Annotated in this window: 21 protein-coding genes; 19 read left to right on the top strand and 2 right to left on the bottom strand. The window is 68.3% G+C overall.

Translation table 11 applies throughout. From position 1 onward, the window contains the following. Positions 1–155 precede the first annotated feature (155 nt). From rpsH to truA, 16 genes are all read left to right on the top strand, one after another. Positions 156–554 (top strand): 30S ribosomal protein S8, encoded by a 399-nt coding sequence (rpsH, locus tag ACIHAA_RS19280; RefSeq protein ID WP_007384075.1) that lies wholly within the window; start codon positions 156–158, stop codon positions 552–554. A 24-nt stretch (positions 555–578) separates the two neighbouring features. After that, a complete protein-coding gene (gene rplF / locus ACIHAA_RS19285) occupies positions 579–1,118 on the top strand; it encodes a 50S ribosomal protein L6 (protein WP_399818621.1) in 540 nt (179 codons plus the stop codon). Positions 1,119–1,121: 3 nt separating this feature from the next. Next, positions 1,122–1,505 (top strand): 50S ribosomal protein L18, encoded by a 384-nt coding sequence (gene rplR / locus ACIHAA_RS19290; protein WP_067045323.1) that lies wholly within the window; start codon positions 1,122–1,124, stop codon positions 1,503–1,505. A gap of 37 nt (positions 1,506–1,542) precedes the next feature. Beyond that, the gene (gene rpsE / locus ACIHAA_RS19295; protein ID WP_365161927.1) at positions 1,543–2,148 is read left to right on the top strand and encodes a 30S ribosomal protein S5; all 606 of its coding nucleotides are present in this window, start codon (positions 1,543–1,545) and stop codon (positions 2,146–2,148) included. 2 nt (positions 2,149–2,150) lie between these two features. Beyond that, entirely contained in the window at positions 2,151–2,333 is a 183-nt protein-coding gene (gene rpmD, locus ACIHAA_RS19300; protein WP_003998814.1) for a 50S ribosomal protein L30, read from the top strand. Positions 2,334–2,335: 2 nt separating this feature from the next. After that, entirely contained in the window at positions 2,336–2,791 is a 456-nt protein-coding gene (gene rplO / locus ACIHAA_RS19305) for a 50S ribosomal protein L15 (RefSeq protein ID WP_023547373.1), read from the top strand. 243 nt (positions 2,792–3,034) lie between these two features. After that, on the top strand, positions 3,035–4,351 hold the full coding sequence (gene secY, locus ACIHAA_RS19310) for a preprotein translocase subunit SecY (RefSeq protein WP_399818624.1): 1,317 nt from the start codon (positions 3,035–3,037) through the stop codon (positions 4,349–4,351). Further along, positions 4,351–5,013 (top strand): adenylate kinase, encoded by a 663-nt coding sequence (locus ACIHAA_RS19315; protein ID WP_399818626.1) that lies wholly within the window; start codon positions 4,351–4,353, stop codon positions 5,011–5,013. The genes secY and ACIHAA_RS19315 overlap by 1 nt, the downstream gene beginning before the upstream one ends. Before the next feature lie 184 nt (positions 5,014–5,197). Continuing rightward, positions 5,198–6,034: a type I methionyl aminopeptidase gene (gene map / locus ACIHAA_RS19320; RefSeq protein ID WP_399818628.1), complete on the top strand. Its 837-nt coding sequence runs from the start codon at positions 5,198–5,200 to the stop codon at positions 6,032–6,034. A gap of 142 nt (positions 6,035–6,176) precedes the next feature. Continuing rightward, positions 6,177–6,398: a translation initiation factor IF-1 gene (gene infA / locus ACIHAA_RS19325; RefSeq protein ID WP_003948620.1), complete on the top strand. Its 222-nt coding sequence runs from the start codon at positions 6,177–6,179 to the stop codon at positions 6,396–6,398. Positions 6,399–6,478: 80 nt separating this feature from the next. Next, a complete protein-coding gene (rpmJ, locus tag ACIHAA_RS19330) occupies positions 6,479–6,592 on the top strand; it encodes a 50S ribosomal protein L36 (protein WP_003974245.1) in 114 nt (37 codons plus the stop codon). A 187-nt stretch (positions 6,593–6,779) separates the two neighbouring features. Then, on the top strand, positions 6,780–7,160 hold the full coding sequence (gene rpsM / locus ACIHAA_RS19335) for a 30S ribosomal protein S13 (protein ID WP_365161918.1): 381 nt from the start codon (positions 6,780–6,782) through the stop codon (positions 7,158–7,160). A gap of 65 nt (positions 7,161–7,225) precedes the next feature. Beyond that, complete coding sequence (rpsK, locus tag ACIHAA_RS19340; protein ID WP_003956432.1) at positions 7,226–7,630, top strand: 30S ribosomal protein S11; 405 nt, start codon at positions 7,226–7,228, stop codon at positions 7,628–7,630. A 164-nt stretch (positions 7,631–7,794) separates the two neighbouring features. Next, positions 7,795–8,817, top strand: a complete 1,023-nt coding sequence (locus ACIHAA_RS19345) for a DNA-directed RNA polymerase subunit alpha (protein ID WP_003966937.1) — start codon at positions 7,795–7,797, stop codon at positions 8,815–8,817. 177 nt (positions 8,818–8,994) lie between these two features. Continuing rightward, on the top strand, positions 8,995–9,495 hold the full coding sequence (rplQ, locus tag ACIHAA_RS19350) for a 50S ribosomal protein L17 (RefSeq protein WP_399818630.1): 501 nt from the start codon (positions 8,995–8,997) through the stop codon (positions 9,493–9,495). Positions 9,496–9,569: 74 nt separating this feature from the next. Then, a complete protein-coding gene (truA, locus tag ACIHAA_RS19355) occupies positions 9,570–10,424 on the top strand; it encodes a tRNA pseudouridine(38-40) synthase TruA (RefSeq protein WP_399818632.1) in 855 nt (284 codons plus the stop codon). 57 nt (positions 10,425–10,481) lie between these two features. On the opposite strand, the gene ACIHAA_RS19360 is transcribed toward truA, so the two are convergent. Then, complete coding sequence (locus ACIHAA_RS19360; RefSeq protein WP_399818634.1) at positions 10,482–11,345, bottom strand: hypothetical protein; 864 nt, start codon at positions 11,343–11,345, stop codon at positions 10,482–10,484. Between the two features lie 337 nt (positions 11,346–11,682). Between ACIHAA_RS19360 and rplM the strand changes: the two genes are divergently transcribed. The 3 genes from rplM to glmM all read left to right on the top strand — a co-directional run bounded on the left by rplM (position 11,683) and on the right by glmM (position 14,316). Further along, entirely contained in the window at positions 11,683–12,126 is a 444-nt protein-coding gene (gene rplM / locus ACIHAA_RS19365; RefSeq protein ID WP_205382460.1) for a 50S ribosomal protein L13, read from the top strand. 43 nt (positions 12,127–12,169) lie between these two features. After that, positions 12,170–12,682 (top strand): 30S ribosomal protein S9, encoded by a 513-nt coding sequence (rpsI, locus tag ACIHAA_RS19370; protein ID WP_399818637.1) that lies wholly within the window; start codon positions 12,170–12,172, stop codon positions 12,680–12,682. A 275-nt stretch (positions 12,683–12,957) separates the two neighbouring features. Further along, complete coding sequence (gene glmM, locus ACIHAA_RS19375; protein ID WP_399818639.1) at positions 12,958–14,316, top strand: phosphoglucosamine mutase; 1,359 nt, start codon at positions 12,958–12,960, stop codon at positions 14,314–14,316. Here glmM and ACIHAA_RS19380 read toward each other — a convergent pair. Continuing rightward, complete coding sequence (locus ACIHAA_RS19380) at positions 14,313–15,260, bottom strand: DUF389 domain-containing protein (RefSeq protein WP_399818640.1); 948 nt, start codon at positions 15,258–15,260, stop codon at positions 14,313–14,315. The two genes, glmM and ACIHAA_RS19380, sit on opposite strands and share 4 nt — an antisense overlap. Positions 15,261–15,293 lie beyond the last annotated feature (33 nt).

Below are 15,293 nucleotides of genomic sequence, written 5' to 3' on the forward strand. Positions count from 1 at the left end.
TCCATCTCCCATGCCTTAGGCTAGTGGGGTTGGGCGTCTGCCGCCCGTACGACTTACTACGCCGTAGGTCCACCGCGCCGCACCCGTCCCGTCTCGGATCGGGGAGAGGGATGGCGCACCAGGAAACCCCGGCGAGAGAGGCCGAAGGCCAATTCATGACCATGACTGATCCGATCGCAGACATGCTGACCCGTCTGCGGAACGCGAACTCGGCATACCACGACTCCGTGACGATGCCGGCATCGAAGATCAAGTCGCACATCGCAGAGATCCTCCAGCAGGAGGGCTTCATCACGGGCTGGAAGGTCGAGGACGCCGAGGTCGGCAAGAACCTCGTTCTCGAGCTGAAGTTCGGCCCGAACCGTGAGCGCTCCATCGCGGGCATCAAGCGGATCTCCAAGCCCGGTCTCCGGGTGTACGCGAAGTCCACCAACCTGCCGAAGGTGCTGGGCGGCCTCGGCGTGGCGATCATCTCCACGTCGCACGGGCTCCTCACTGACAAGCAGGCCGGCAAGAAGGGCGTGGGTGGGGAAGTCCTCGCCTACGTCTGGTAGCAGAAGGGAACGGAGGAAACAGCTATGTCGCGCATCGGCAAGCTCCCCATCGCGGTTCCCGCCGGCGTGGACGTCACCATCGACGGCCGTACGGTCGCGGTCAAGGGCCCCAAGGGCACGCTGACCCACACCGTCGTGGCGCCGATCGAGATCGCCAAGGGCGAGGACGGCACCCTGGCGGTGACCCGCCCCAACGACGAGCGTCAGAGCAAGGCCCTGCACGGCCTGTCCCGCACGCTGGTGGCGAACATGATCACCGGCGTGACCCAGGGTTACGTGAAGAAGCTCGAGATCAGCGGTGTCGGTTACCGCGTGGCCGCCAAGGGTGCGAACCTCGAGTTCGCGCTCGGTTACAGCCACCCGATCCTGATCGAGGCCCCCGAGGGCATCACCTTCAAGGTGGAGTCCCCGACCCGCTTCCAGGTCGAGGGCATCGACAAGCAGAAGGTCGGCGAGGTTGCGGCCAACATCCGCAAGCTGCGCAAGCCTGACCCGTACAAGGCCAAGGGCGTCAAGTACGAGGGCGAAGTCATCCGCCGCAAGGTCGGAAAGGCGGGTAAGTAAGCCATGGCATACGGGCAGAAGATCCTCAAGGGCGACGCCTACAAGCGCGCCGCGATCAAGCGCCGTCACATCCGGATCCGCAAGAACCTTTCCGGTACGGCGGAGCGCCCCCGTCTGGTCGTGACCCGCTCCAACCGCCACATCGTGGCGCAGGTGATCGACGACCTGAAGGGCCACACCCTGGCATCGGCGTCCACGCTGGACAGCTCGATCCGCGGTGGCGAGGGCGACAAGTCCGCGCAGGCCAAGCAGGTCGGCGCCCTGGTCGCCGAGCGTGCCAAGGCCGCCGGTGTCGAGGCTGTCGTGTTCGACCGTGGTGGCAACCAGTACGCCGGGCGCATCGCCGCCCTGGCGGACGCCGCCCGCGAAGCCGGGCTCAGGTTCTGAGCCGCCGTAGCTAGCGGAAAAGAAAGAGGTAAATCCAATGGCTGGACCCCAGCGCCGCGGTGGCGGTGCCGGTGGCGGCGAGCGGCGGGACCGGAAGGGCCGTGACGGCGGCGCTGCTGCCGCCGAGAAGACCGCGTACGTTGAGCGCGTTGTCGCGATCAACCGCGTCGCCAAGGTTGTGAAGGGTGGTCGTCGCTTCAGCTTCACCGCGCTGGTCGTGGTGGGCGACGGTGACGGCACCGTGGGTGTCGGATACGGCAAGGCCAAGGAGGTGCCGGCCGCCATCGCCAAGGGCGTTGAGGAGGCCAAGAAGCACTTCTTCAAGGTCCCGCGTATCCAGGGCACCATCCCGCACCCGATCCAGGGTGAGAAGGCTGCCGGCGTCGTGCTGCTCAAGCCCGCGTCCCCGGGTACCGGTGTTATCGCCGGTGGTCCGGTGCGCGCCGTGCTCGAGTGCGCCGGTATCCACGACGTGCTGTCGAAGTCGCTCGGCTCCGACAACGCGATCAACATCGTGCACGCGACCGTGGCGGCCCTCAAGGGCCTCCAGCGTCCCGAGGAGATCGCGGCCCGCCGCGGTCTGCCGCTCGAGGACATCGCGCCCGCGGCTCTTCTGCGTGCGCGTGCCGGGGCGGGTGCGTAATCATGGCGCAGCTCAAGATCACGCAGGTCAAGTCCTACATCGGCAGCAAGCAGAACCACCGTGACACGCTGCGGTCGCTTGGTCTCAAGGGGATCAACACCGTGGTCGTCAAGGAGGACCGCCCCGAGTTCCGCGGCATGGTGCACACCGTCCGCCACCTCGTGACGGTCGAGGAGGTCGACTGATCATGGCGGAGCAGAACCCGCTCAAGATCCACAACCTCCGTCCCGCCCCGGGCGCCAAGACCGCCAAGACCCGTGTGGGTCGTGGTGAGGCGTCGAAGGGTAAGACGGCCGGTCGTGGTACGAAGGGCACCAAGGCCCGTTACCAGGTTCCGGAGCGCTTCGAGGGTGGCCAGATGCCGCTCCACATGCGCCTCCCGAAGCTGAAGGGCTTCAAGAACCCGTTCAAGACCGAGTTCCAGGTCGTGAACCTCGACAAGCTGGCCGCGCTCTACCCCGAGGGTGGCGAGGTCACCGTCGAGGGTCTGGTGGCCAAGGGCGCTGTTCGTAAGAACAGCCTCGTCAAGGTCCTCGGCCAGGGCGAGATCTCCGTGGCGCTGCAGGTGACGGTCGACGCCGTCTCCGGTTCCGCCAAGGAGAAGATCACCGCCGCGGGCGGTACCGTCACCGAGCTCGTCTGAATTTTTCGGGCGTCTCGATGACCTGAACGATCCCGACCGGGGATACCCCACATAAGGGGTATCCCCGGTTGGTCGTTCCACGGGGGGTGTCTCGCCGGTAAGGTGGCTTGCACTGCCAACTTTCACGGAGTGCCGCGGTTCGGGCACTCAAGGCGGCAGTGGGACGTTACCCAAGTCGTTGTTCAGTCGGAATCTCAAGACCGTCACCCTTGACGCAGTTGCGCGGGGGTCGCAGGAGGCACCGTGCTCACCGCGTTCGCCCGGGCGTTCAGGACGCCCGACCTGCGCAAGAAGCTGCTCTTCACGCTCGGGATCATCGTGGTCTACCGGGTCGGTACCCACATCCCGATCCCCGGCGTGGACTACAAGAGCGTCCAGACCTGTATCGACGTGGCCAACAAGGGCAACCAGAGCCTCTTCGGCCTGGTCAACATGTTCAGTGGCGGAGCGCTGCTCCAGATCACGGTCTTCGCGCTCGGCATCATGCCGTACATCACGGCGAGCATCATTCTCCAGCTGCTGACCGTGGTCATCCCGCGCCTGGAGGCCCTGAAGAAGGAGGGCCAGGCGGGTACGACGAAGATCACGCAGTACACCCGCTATCTGACGGTGGCGCTGGCCATCCTCCAGGGCACCGGTCTGGTGGCGACCGCCCGCAGCGGCGCGCTCTTCAACGGCTGCCCGGTGGCGACCTCGATCGTCCCCGACCAGTCGATCTTCACCACCATCACGATGGTCATCTGCATGACCGCCGGTACGGCCGTCGTCATGTGGCTCGGTGAGCTGATCACCGACCGCGGCATCGGCAACGGCATGTCGATCCTGATGTTCATCTCGATCGCCGCGACCTTCCCGTCCGCGCTGTGGGCCATCAAGAAGCAGGGCACCCTGGCCGGCGGCTGGATCGAGTTCGGCACGGTCATCCTCGTCGGCCTGGTCATGGTCGGCCTGGTGGTCTTCGTGGAGCAGGCGCAGCGCCGCATCCCGGTCCAGTACGCCAAGCGCATGATCGGCCGGCGGTCCTACGGCGGTACGTCGACCTACATCCCGCTGAAGGTGAACCAGGCGGGTGTGATCCCCGTCATCTTCGCCTCGTCGTTGCTGTACATTCCGGCGCTGGTCGCCCAGTTCGCCGGGGGCACCTCCGGCTGGAAGACCTGGGTCCAGAACAACCTGACCAAGGGTGACCACCCGATTTACATCACCCTGTACTTCTTGCTCATCGTTTTCTTCGCGTTCTTCTACGTGGCGATCTCCTTCAACCCCGAGGAAGTCGCGGACAACATGAAGAAGTATGGTGGCTTCATCCCGGGCATCCGGGCCGGTCGGCCCACCGCTGAGTACCTGTCGTACGTGCTCAACCGGATCACCTGGCCGGGTTCGCTGTACCTGGGTCTGATCGCTCTGGTACCGACCATGGCGTTGGTCGGCTTCGGGGCGAGCCAGAACTTCCCCTTCGGCGGGACCAGCATCCTGATCATCGTGGGTGTCGGACTCGAGACGGTGAAGCAGATCGAGAGCCAGCTCCAGCAGCGCAATTACGAAGGGTTCCTCCGCTGATGCGAATCGTCCTCGTCGGGCCGCCCGGTGCCGGCAAGGGAACGCAGGCTGCGTTCCTGGCCAAGAACCTGTCGATCCCCCACATCTCCACGGGCGACCTGTTCCGGGCCAACATCAGCCGCCAGACGGAGCTCGGGAAACTCGCGAAGTCCTACATGGACGCGGGCAACCTGGTGCCGGACGAGGTCACCATCGCGATGGCCAAGGACCGCATGGAGCAGCCGGACGCCCGCGGCGGCTTCCTGCTCGACGGTTTCCCGCGCAACGTCTCGCAGGCCGAGGCGCTGGACGACATGCTCAAGGACGAGGGCATGAAGGTCGACGCGGTGCTCGACCTGGAGGTTCCGGAGGACGAGGTCGTCAAGCGCATCGCGGGCCGCCGCGTCTGCCGCAACGACTCGGCGCACGTCTTCCACGTCTCGTACAAGCAGCCGAAGCAGGACGGCGTCTGCGACGTGTGCGGCGGCGAGCTGTACCAGCGCGACGACGACTCCGAGGAGACCGTCCGCAAGCGGCTGGAGGTCTACCACACGCAGACCGAGCCGATCATCGACTACTACAAGGCCCAGGGCCTGGTGGTCACCATCTCGGCGCTCGGCAAGGTGGAAGAGGTCACCCGGCGCGCCATGGAGGCGCTCAAGCAGAAGTCCGGCGACAAGTAGTCGTCGTCCCTGCCACGGCCGCGGTTCCCTGCCGGGAGCCGCGGCCGAGCTGTGGGCGGTGCCGGTGGCGCCGTCCTGCGGCGGCCGGGCCGGTTCCGGTCCCCTCGCGCCGGACGGGGCGGCGCCGCGGCCCCGTATCGTTGAAGCAGTTCCCGTAGCCCCGGTCAGAAAGGCCGCAGCCCTGATGGTGCAGATCAAGACCCCCGAGCAGATCGCCAAGATGCGTGCGGCGGGCCTGGTCGTCGCCGCCGTGCACGCGGCCACGCGCGAGGCCGCGGTGCCGGGCGCCACGACCAAGGACCTGGACGAGGTGGCCCGCAAGGTGATCGCCGAGCACGGGGCGAAGTCGAACTTCCTGGGCTACGGCGGCTTCCCCGCGACCATCTGCACCTCGGTGAACGAGGTGGTCGTCCATGGCATCCCCTCCGACGAGGTGGTCCTCAAGGACGGCGACATCATCTCCATCGACGCGGGCGCGATCGTGGACGGCTGGCACGGTGACGCGGCCTACACCGCCTTCGTGGGGTCCGGTCACTCCCCGGAGCTGGTCGAGTTGTCCCGGGTGACCGAGGAGTCGATGTGGGCCGGGATCGCGGCCGTGCGCCTCGGCAACCGGCTCGTGGACATCTCCCGCGCCATCGAGACGTACATCCGTCGCCAGCCCAAGCCGGGCGGCGGCCGATACGGGATCATCGAGGACTACGGCGGCCACGGCATCGGCACCGAGATGCACATGGACCCGCACCTGCTGAACTATGTGGAGCGCCGCCGCGGCAAGGGCCCGAAGCTGGTGCCCGGCTTCTGCCTGGCCATCGAGCCGATGGTGTCCCTCGGCACCCCGCGGACCGAGGTCCTGCGGGACGACTGGACCGTCATCACCACGGACGGCACCTGGTCCTCCCACTGGGAGCACTCCGTCGCCCTGACCGAGGAGGGCCCCCTGGTCCTCACGGCCCCCGACGGCGGCAAGGCCAAGCTGGCGGAGTTCGGGATCACCACCGCCCCCGACCCCCTCGCATAATGACCTTCGGCAGAGGGCAGACTCACCCGGATTCGTGTTTCGGGATGCGCTGACGTAGACTGACTCGTCGGCTCCCGTGCACCCGCATGCCTGCATGCGCTCGGACGGAGTCGATCAAGGTAGTCGATTCGAAGGGCGAAGCGTGGCCAAGAAGCAAGGTGCCATCGAGATCGAGGGCACTGTCGTCGAGTCTCTGCCGAACGCCATGTTCAAGGTCGAGCTCCAGAACGGCCACCAGGTCCTGGCACACATCAGCGGCAAGATGCGTATGCACTACATCCGCATCCTCCCTGACGACCGGGTCGTGGTGGAGCTTTCTCCGTACGACCTGACGCGTGGCCGGATCGTCTACCGATACAAGTAGATCTTGCCCGCATCCCGTTCCGCGGGGTGCGCATCCCGCTTCTGCGGGGTGGTGGCACTGACCCGGAGAACCTCACACCCATGAAGGTCAAGCCGAGCGTCAAGAAGATCTGCGACAAGTGCAGGGTGATCCGCCGTCACGGTCGGGTCATGGTCATCTGCGACAACCCGCGCCACAAGCAGCGCCAGGGCTGACGCACGACCGCACCCTCTGCACCCCTCGCAGAGATTCGCGCGACGCAGCTGAATAGTTCATACGCAGGACCCGAGCCGCACGGCTCGACACCCCCGGTTCGGAGGCCGGGGACCCAGTTCGTACCTCGTACGGCGGCTGGGAGCCGGTCCTGTGGAAGACCTCCGAGTAGTTAACTGGAGCCATTGAATGGCACGCGTTTCCGGTGTTGACATCCCGCGCGAAAAGCGCGTGGAGGTCGCCCTCACCTACGTGTTCGGCATCGGCCGGACTCTTTCGCAGGAGACGTTGGCTGCGACCGGCGTCGACCCGAACACCCGTGTTCGCGACCTGACCGAAGAGCAGCTGGTCGCGATTCGCGAGTACGTCGACAACAACATCAGGACCGAGGGTGACCTCCGTCGTGAGATCCAGGCCGACATCCGCCGCAAGGTCGAGATCGGCTGCTACCAGGGTCTGCGGCACCGCCGCGGTCTGCCCGTCCGCGGTCAGCGCACCAGCACCAACGCCCGTACCCGCAAGGGCCCGCGTCGCGCCATCGCCGGCAAGAAGAAGCCGGGCAAGAAGTAGTCCGCAGCGGACACCTGTCCACGGTCTTCGCTGTAGGACCGACCACCTCCCGTAGGAGTTAGTAGATGCCCCCCAAGGGACGTCAGGGCGCTGCCAAGAAGGTGCGCCGCAAGGAAAAGAAGAACGTCGCTCACGGCCACGCGCACATCAAGAGCACGTTCAACAACACCATCGTGTCGATCACGGACCCGTCGGGCAACGTGATCTCCTGGGCCTCCGCCGGCCACGTCGGCTTCAAGGGCTCCCGGAAGTCCACGCCGTTCGCCGCGCAGATGGCCGCCGAGTCGGCTGCCCGCCGCGCCCAGGAGCACGGCATGCGCAAGGTCGACGTCTTCGTCAAGGGCCCGGGCTCCGGTCGTGAGACCGCGATCCGCTCCCTCCAGGCCACGGGCCTCGAGGTCGGCTCCATCCAGGACGTCACCCCGACCCCGCACAACGGCTGCCGCCCCCCGAAGCGCCGCCGCGTCTGACGCACGGCTGCTTCGTCCGGCACCGGTCGGGCAGTGGTTTCCGGGCGGTACGGCTCCTTCGGGCCGTGCCGCCCGTACCCTTGCAGTACCCGCGCTTCTCACGGGCGCGGTTTCCGTCGGACGTCAAATAGCGGGCGTCCACGAAAGAAGGATCTGATCCACACATGCTGATCGCTCAGCGTCCCTCGTTGACCGAAGAGGTCGTCGACGAGTTCCGCTCCCGGTTCGTGATCGAGCCGCTGGAGCCGGGCTTCGGCTACACCCTCGGCAACTCCCTGCGCCGTACCCTCCTCTCCTCGATCCCGGGTGCGGCGGTCACGTCCATCCGCATCGACGGCGTGCTGCACGAGTTCACCACCGTGCCGGGCGTCAAGGAGGACGTCACCGACCTGATCCTCAACATCAAGCAGCTGGTCGTCTCCTCGGAGCACGACGAGCCGGTCGTGATGTACCTGCGCAAGCAGGGCCCGGGTCTGGTCACCGCCGCCGACATCGCGCCCCCGGCCGGTGTCGAGGTGCACAACCCCGACCTCGTCCTCGCCACGCTCAACGGCAAGGGCAAGCTGGAGATGGAGCTGACCGTCGAGCGCGGTCGCGGCTATGTCTCCGCCGTGCAGAACAAGCAGGTGGGCCAGGAGATCGGCCGTATCCCGGTCGACTCGATCTACTCGCCGGTTCTCAAGGTCACCTACAAGGTCGAGGCGACCCGTGTCGAGCAGCGCACCGACTTCGACAAGCTGATCGTCGACGTCGAGACCAAGCAGGCCATGCGCCCGCGCGACGCCATGGCGTCGGCCGGCAAGACCCTGGTCGAGCTGTTCGGTCTCGCCCGCGAGCTGAACATCGACGCCGAGGGCATCGACATGGGCCCGTCCCCCACGGACGCCGCCCTGGCCGCCGACCTGGCGCTGCCGATCGAGGAGCTGGAGCTCACGGTCCGCTCCTACAACTGCCTCAAGCGCGAGGGCATCCACTCCGTGGGTGAGCTGGTCGCCCGCTCCGAGGCCGACCTGCTGGACATCCGCAACTTCGGTGCGAAGTCCATCGACGAGGTCAAGGCGAAGCTGGCCGGCATGGGCCTGGCCCTCAAGGACAGCCCGCCCGGATTCGACCCGACCGCCGCCGCCGACGCCTTCGGCGCCGACGACGACGCGGACGCCGGGTTCGTGGAGACCGAGCAGTACTGATCCGGCTGCCGGTCGTGCCCCACGCGGCCCGGCCGCACAGGGGCACAGCCCCGCGCCCTCAGGGGCGCGGACCCTCCGGGCGCCCTCTGGGGCGCCCGGATCTCCGACAGACAACCGTCTGCTCGGATACTGACTCCGGTACCTGACACGGCCGGGGCAGACACCTTAGGAGAAACAATGCCGAAGCCCGCCAAGGGCGCCCGCATGGGCGGCAGCGCTGCGCACGAGAAGCTCCTCCTCGCGAACCTCGCGAAGGCGCTCTTCGAGCACGGCCGTATCACCACCACCGAGGCGAAGGCCCGCCGCCTGCGCCCGTACGCGGAGCGTCTGGTCACCAAGGCGAAGAAGGGTGACCTTCACAACCGCCGTCAGGTGCTCCAGGTGATCACGGACAAGAGCATCGTCCACACGCTCTTCACCGAGATCGGCCCGCGCTACGAGAACCGTCCGGGTGGCTACACCCGTATCACCAAGATCGGCAACCGCCGGGGCGACAACGCGCCCATGGCCGTGATCGAGCTGGTCGAGGCGCTGACGGTGCAGCAGAACGCGGTCGGCGAGGCCGAGGCGGCGACCAAGCGCGCCGTCAAGGAGGCCGACGCCAAGGCCGAGGAGACCAAGGCCGAGGAGACGGCTCCGGCCGCCGCCGAGGCCACCGAGGAGTCCAAGGACGCCTGAGGTCCGCCCTCGCAGTGAGCGGGTCCGCCCTTCGCGGGGCGGGCCCGCTTTCGCGTACCTGAGAGGATCGAGGAGTGAGTGAGGAAGTACGGCCCGGGCATGTCCGGGTCCGTCTCGACCTCTCCTACGACGGCACCGACTTCCACGGCTGGGCCAAGCAGGCCGGGGGCAGGCGGACCGTCCAGGGGGAGATCGAGGACGCGCTGCGGACGGTCACCCGGTCCCGGGAGACCTACGAGCTGACGGTGGCCGGGCGGACCGACGCCGGGGTGCACGCCCGCGGGCAGGTCGCCCATGTGGAGCTGCCGCTGGAGATCTGGGGCGAGCACCGCGGAAAGCTGCTGAAGCGGCTCGCGGGGCGCCTGCCCAAGGACGTACGGGTGTGGGCCCTGCGGGAGGCGCCCGAGGGCTTCAACGCCCGGTTCTCGGCCGTCTGGCGGCGCTACGCCTACCGGGTCACCGACAATCCCGGCGGGGTCGACCCCCTGCTGCGGAGCCATGTGCTGTGGCACGACTGGCCGCTCGACGTGGCGGCCATGAACGAGGCGGCCCGGGGGCTCCTCGGGGAGCACGACTTCGCCGCCTACTGCAAGAAGCGCGAGGGTGCCACCACCATCCGCACCCTTCAGGAGCTGAGCCTGGTGCGCGGCGAGGACGGCATCGTCACCGCCACCGTCCGGGCGGACGCGTTCTGTCACAACATGGTGCGCTCGCTGATCGGGGCGCTGCTGTTCGTGGGGGACGGTCACCGTCCCGCCGACTGGCCCGCGAAGGTGCTGGCCGCCGGGGTGCGGGACTCCGCGGTGCATGTCGTACGCCCGCACGGGCTGACGCTGGAGGAGGTCGGCTATCCGGCCGACGGGCTGCTGGCCGCGCGGAGCAAGGAGGCGCGGAACAAGCGGACGCTTCCGGGGGCGGGCTGCTGCTGAGCCCCCGTGCACCGGGGCCCGGCGCCTTCGCGCCGGGCCCCGGTGACGTAGGAGCCGCTAGTTCGAGGCGGCGGAAGCCTGGGCCTCGCCGCGGCGCCGTATCTGGCGGAAGGTGAATTCGGCCAGATCGTCGCCGGCCGCGAAGACCTTGGCGTCCTTGGCGGTCACGTCCTTGCCGCTGGTGAAGCCGGCGAGGGTGAAGTAGGCGTAGCGGCCGTAGGAATTGGTGGTGGAGCGGCAGATCTTCGTCCGGCAGAAGGCGGGCACGCCCTTGCCGAACAGCGAGGTGATGATGCTCTTGCCGTCTGCCTGCTGCTTGGCCGCGGTCGCCTTGGACGCATTGTCGAACAGAGCCACACCCACGGTGACCGCGACGCCGTTCTTGGTGTAGGTGGCGCGGAAGAACTGGGTGCAGCCGTTCTTGGTGAGCACCGCGGGCAGGGTGCCGCGGACGGCCGAGGCGCAGCTCTTGGTGGCGGCCGAGGGGCCCCGCTTGTAGACGTTCGCGCCCACGGTCAGCTGGGTCCCGGGAAACAGCGTGTTCGCGCTGATCGGGGCCTTGTCCTTCGCGGCGCTGGAGATGAAGTCCATCGGGTTCAGCGGGGGAGGGGCCGAGGTCGGCGCGAAGGAGGGGGCCGGGTCGGCGCTCTCACTGGGGATGTGCGCCGTGCCGGGCAGCGCGCTGGCCGGCTGGTTCGAGGTGTCGGAGCCGCCGTCCGCGGAGACCACCGCGACCGTGACCGCGGCACCGACGGCGACCGTGGCCAGGGCGCCGCCGAGGATCAGCAGCAGCCGACGGCGCTTGGCGCGCGCCTCGGAGGCCTCGGCGAGCGCGGCCCAGTCGGGGGTGCCGGTCTGGCTGTCCTGCTGGGAACTCGGTGTCCAGGGATCCCACTGCGGCTCCCCCTGCCCATAACTCATGCGGCGCATCTTAGACGCGCCGTGGACCGCGTTGTTCCCCTTCGTCGGGGACCGCCGAGACAACCCGGCGCAAGGGAGACAAAGCTCCGGTCACCCGGATGGCGCGCACGGGTGGCGGCGGCCCCGTTTTGACCCTGGTGTCCGCCGCCGTTATTCTGGCTGTTCGTTATGTGTATTGGCTTGCTCATTCTCACGTGAGGGGCCCTTACACCGGTCCGCCGGGCCGATGACCAGCGACCAGCACGCGGTTTGCGTCACCGTGGTGCGGTCTGGGCTGTCGTGATCGTCTTCGGTGACCTTGTCAGGATCCTCACTGAAGAAGCGAAGGCTACGAACCGTGCGTACGTACAGCCCCAAGCCCGGCGATGTGACGCGTCAGTGGCACGTCATCGACGCCCAGGACGTCGTCCTGGGTCGTCTGGCCACCACTGCCGCCACCCTTCTGCGCGGCAAGCACAAGCCGATCTATGCGCCCCACGTGGACGCCGGCGACTTCGTCATCATCATCAACGCGGACAAGGTGCACCTGTCCGGCAACAAGCGGACCCAGAAGATGGCCTACCGCCACTCGGGCTACCCGGGCGGTCTGCGCTCGGTCCGCTACGACGAGCTGCTGGAGAAGAACCCGGAGAAGGCCGTGGAGAAGGCCGTCAAGGGCATGCTCCCCAAGAACTCCCTGGGCCGTCAGATGCTCTCGAAGCTGAAGGTCTACAAGGGTGACCAGCACCCGCACGCTGCCCAGCAGCCGGTGCCGTTCGAGATCACCCAGGTCGCGCAGTAAGTCCGGCCACACCCCCAAAGCTGAAGAGAATCTGAGGAGAATCGTGGCCGAGACCACTGCCGAGCAGCCGCTCGAAGAGCTTGACATCGACAGCTACACCACCGAGTCCGAGGTTCCGCTCGAGGGTGAGTACACCTCCGAGTCCATGGCCTCGCGCTTCGGTGAGCCCCAGCCGGCCGCCGGCCTGGGCCGCCGCAAGAACGCCATCGCCCGCGTCCGGATCGTCCCGGGCACCGGCAAGTGGAAGATCAACGGTCGCACCCTCGAGGACTACTTCCCGAACAAGGTGCACCAGCAGGAAGTCAACGAGCCCTTCAAGGTGCTCGAGCTCGAGGGCCGCTACGACGTCATCGCCCGCATCGCGGGTGGCGGCGTCTCGGGTCAGGCCGGTGCGCTCCGTCTCGGTGTCGCCCGCGCCCTGAACGAGGCCGACGTGGACAACAACCGCGGCGCCCTCAAGAAGGCCGGATTCCTCCGCCGCGACGACCGTGCGGTCGAGCGCAAGAAGGCCGGTCTCAAGAAGGCCCGTAAGGCGCCGCAGTACAGCAAGCGCTAAATCGCGTCCGCTGGTCGCACGGGCCCTCGTGGCCCGCAGCGCGCACGAATCGCCCCGGCAGCACGCTCTGTGCCGCCGGGGCGGTTCGTTTAGGCGGGCAGATGCTTATCGCCGGTTTACCACCGGCTCAATGGGGCTTATGGAGCAATCCCGACAGGCGCGGGGCGGCTGCATGGGATAAGCCTCAAGAGGGGCCTCGGGGATGTACGTATCCCGCGCCGGTCTGGACACTCGGCACGGGCCGCATAGTTGCAGCAAGTTCGGAGGACACCACAGTGGGACGACTCTTCGGCACGGACGGCGTGCGCGGTGTCGCCAACGCGGATCTCACGGCCGAGATGGCACTCGGCCTGTCCGTCGCGGCGGCGCACGTACTGGCCGAGGCGGGCACCTTCGAGGGCCACCGGGCGACGGCGGTCGTCGGACGCGATCCGCGGGCGTCCGGGGAGTTCCTGGAGGCCGCCGTGGTCGCCGGTCTCGCCAGCGCGGGCGTGGACGTGCTGCGCGTCGGCGTGCTGCCCACCCCCGCCGTGGCGTATCTGACCGGGGCGCTCGGCGCCGACCTCGGTGTGATGCTCTCCGCCAGCCACAACGCCATGCCCGACAACGGCGTCAAGTTCTTCGCCCGCGGCGGCCACAAGCTGGCCGACGACCTGGAGGACCGGATCGAGGCCGTCTACGAGGAGCACCGCACCGGCGCTCCCTGGGACCGGCCCACCGGCTCCGGCGTCGGCCGGGTGAAGGCGTACGACGAGGGCTTCGACCAGTACGTCGCCCATCTCATCGGGGTCCTCCCGAACCGGCTCGACGGGCTGAAGATCGTCCTGGACGAGGCGCACGGCGCCGCCGCCCGGGTCTCGCCCGAGGCGTTCAGCCGGGCGGGCGCCGAGATCATCACGATCGGCACCGAGCCGGATGGGCTCAACATCAACGACGGCTGCGGCTCCACCCACCTGGACAAGCTGAAGGCGGCCGTGGTCGAGCACGGCGCCGACGTCGGCATCGCCCACGACGGTGACGCCGACCGCTGCCTCGCCGTCGACCACACCGGTGCGGAAGTGGACGGCGACCAGATCCTCGCGGTGCTGGCGCTGGCGATGCGGGAACGGTCCGCGCTGCGCTCCGACACCGTCGTCGCCACGGTCATGTCGAACCTGGGCTTCAAGCTGGCCATGGAGCGCGAGGGCATCGAGCTGGTGCAGACCGCGGTCGGCGACCGCTATGTGCTGGAGGAGATGAAGGACAAGGGCTACGCCCTGGGCGGCGAGCAGTCCGGCCACGTCATCATCCTCGACCACGCCACCACCGGCGACGGCACCCTCACCGGCCTGATGCTGGCCGCCCGGATCGCCGAGACCGGACGGCCGCTGCGGGACCTGGTGTCGGTGATGGAGCGGCTGCCGCAGGTCCTGGTGAACGTCCCCGACGTCGACAGGTCCCGGGTCGGCACCTCCGCCGAGCTGGCCACCGCCGTCACGGAGGCCGAGCGCGAACTGGGCACCACCGGCCGGGTGCTGCTGCGCCCCTCGGGCACCGAGCCGCTGGTGCGGGTCATGGTCGAGGCCGCCGACATCGACCAGGCCCGCTCGGTCGCCGGCCGGCTCGCGGACGCGGTGAAGTCGGCGCTCGGCTAGGTCTTTTGCGTCGCACCGGCGCGGGCGCGCTGTCCGGCCCAGAACCACTTCTGGGCCAGCAGGGTCAGCGTGCCCGCCAGGACGATGCCCAGCAGGTTCAGCAGCAGCTGCTCCGTGGACCCCACGGCCTGCCGGTACCCGTCGTAGCCGAAGGCCACGGCCGCGTTCGCCGCGGCCGGGACCGTGGTGACCGAGATCGCCACGCCGATCAGCGCACCCGACTTCGCGGAGGTCAGGGAGAGCGTCCCGGCGATGCCCGCGAGGACCGCGACGACGAACGAGAAGGCGTCCGGCCGGTAGATGAAGTTGGTGTTGGGCCGCTCGGCGTCCAGCTTGACCCGGCTGAACAGGCCGATGGCGTCCATGAAGTACGTGAAGCCGACCGCCACCAGCAGGGCCACCGCGAAGCCCACCAGCAGCGCGGTCAGCGAGCGCAGCGCCAGCCGGGGCGCCCGCTGCACCAGCGCGGTGCTCAGCCCGGCGAGCGGGCCGAACTCCGGGCCCACCGCCATGGCCCCCACGATCAGGATCGCGTTGTCCAGGACGACACCGCAGGCCGCGATCATCGTGGCAAGGGTGAGGAAGGCGACGTAGGAGACCGACAGCGTCGACTCCTCGTGCGTCGCGTCCTCCAGGTGCTCCCACAGCACCGCGTCCGCGCCCTCGCCGGGCGCCTGTTCCGCGGCCTCGTCGGCGCGCCGGGACAGCGACAGGTCGATGTTCTCGACCGCGATCGAACCGGTCTCCTCCAGGCCCGTCTCCTTGAGCCGGGCGAGGAGTTCGTCGCCCGCCTCCCGTGCGACGTCGCACATCACGACATCACCGGCGGGATGGCGGGCGGCCCCCGGTATGACGACGAGATGCGCGGTGCCGACCGTCCCCCGGATCAGACGCACCACCTCGTCCGTCAGCTCGGCCGGGGTGATCAGACGCAGATGCAGCATGACGCCTTTCTAACAGGTCCCGTCGAACGGCTG

This window comes from Streptomyces sp. NPDC052040 (assembly GCF_044548405.1).
Taxonomy (GTDB): domain Bacteria; phylum Actinomycetota; class Actinomycetes; order Streptomycetales; family Streptomycetaceae; genus Streptomyces.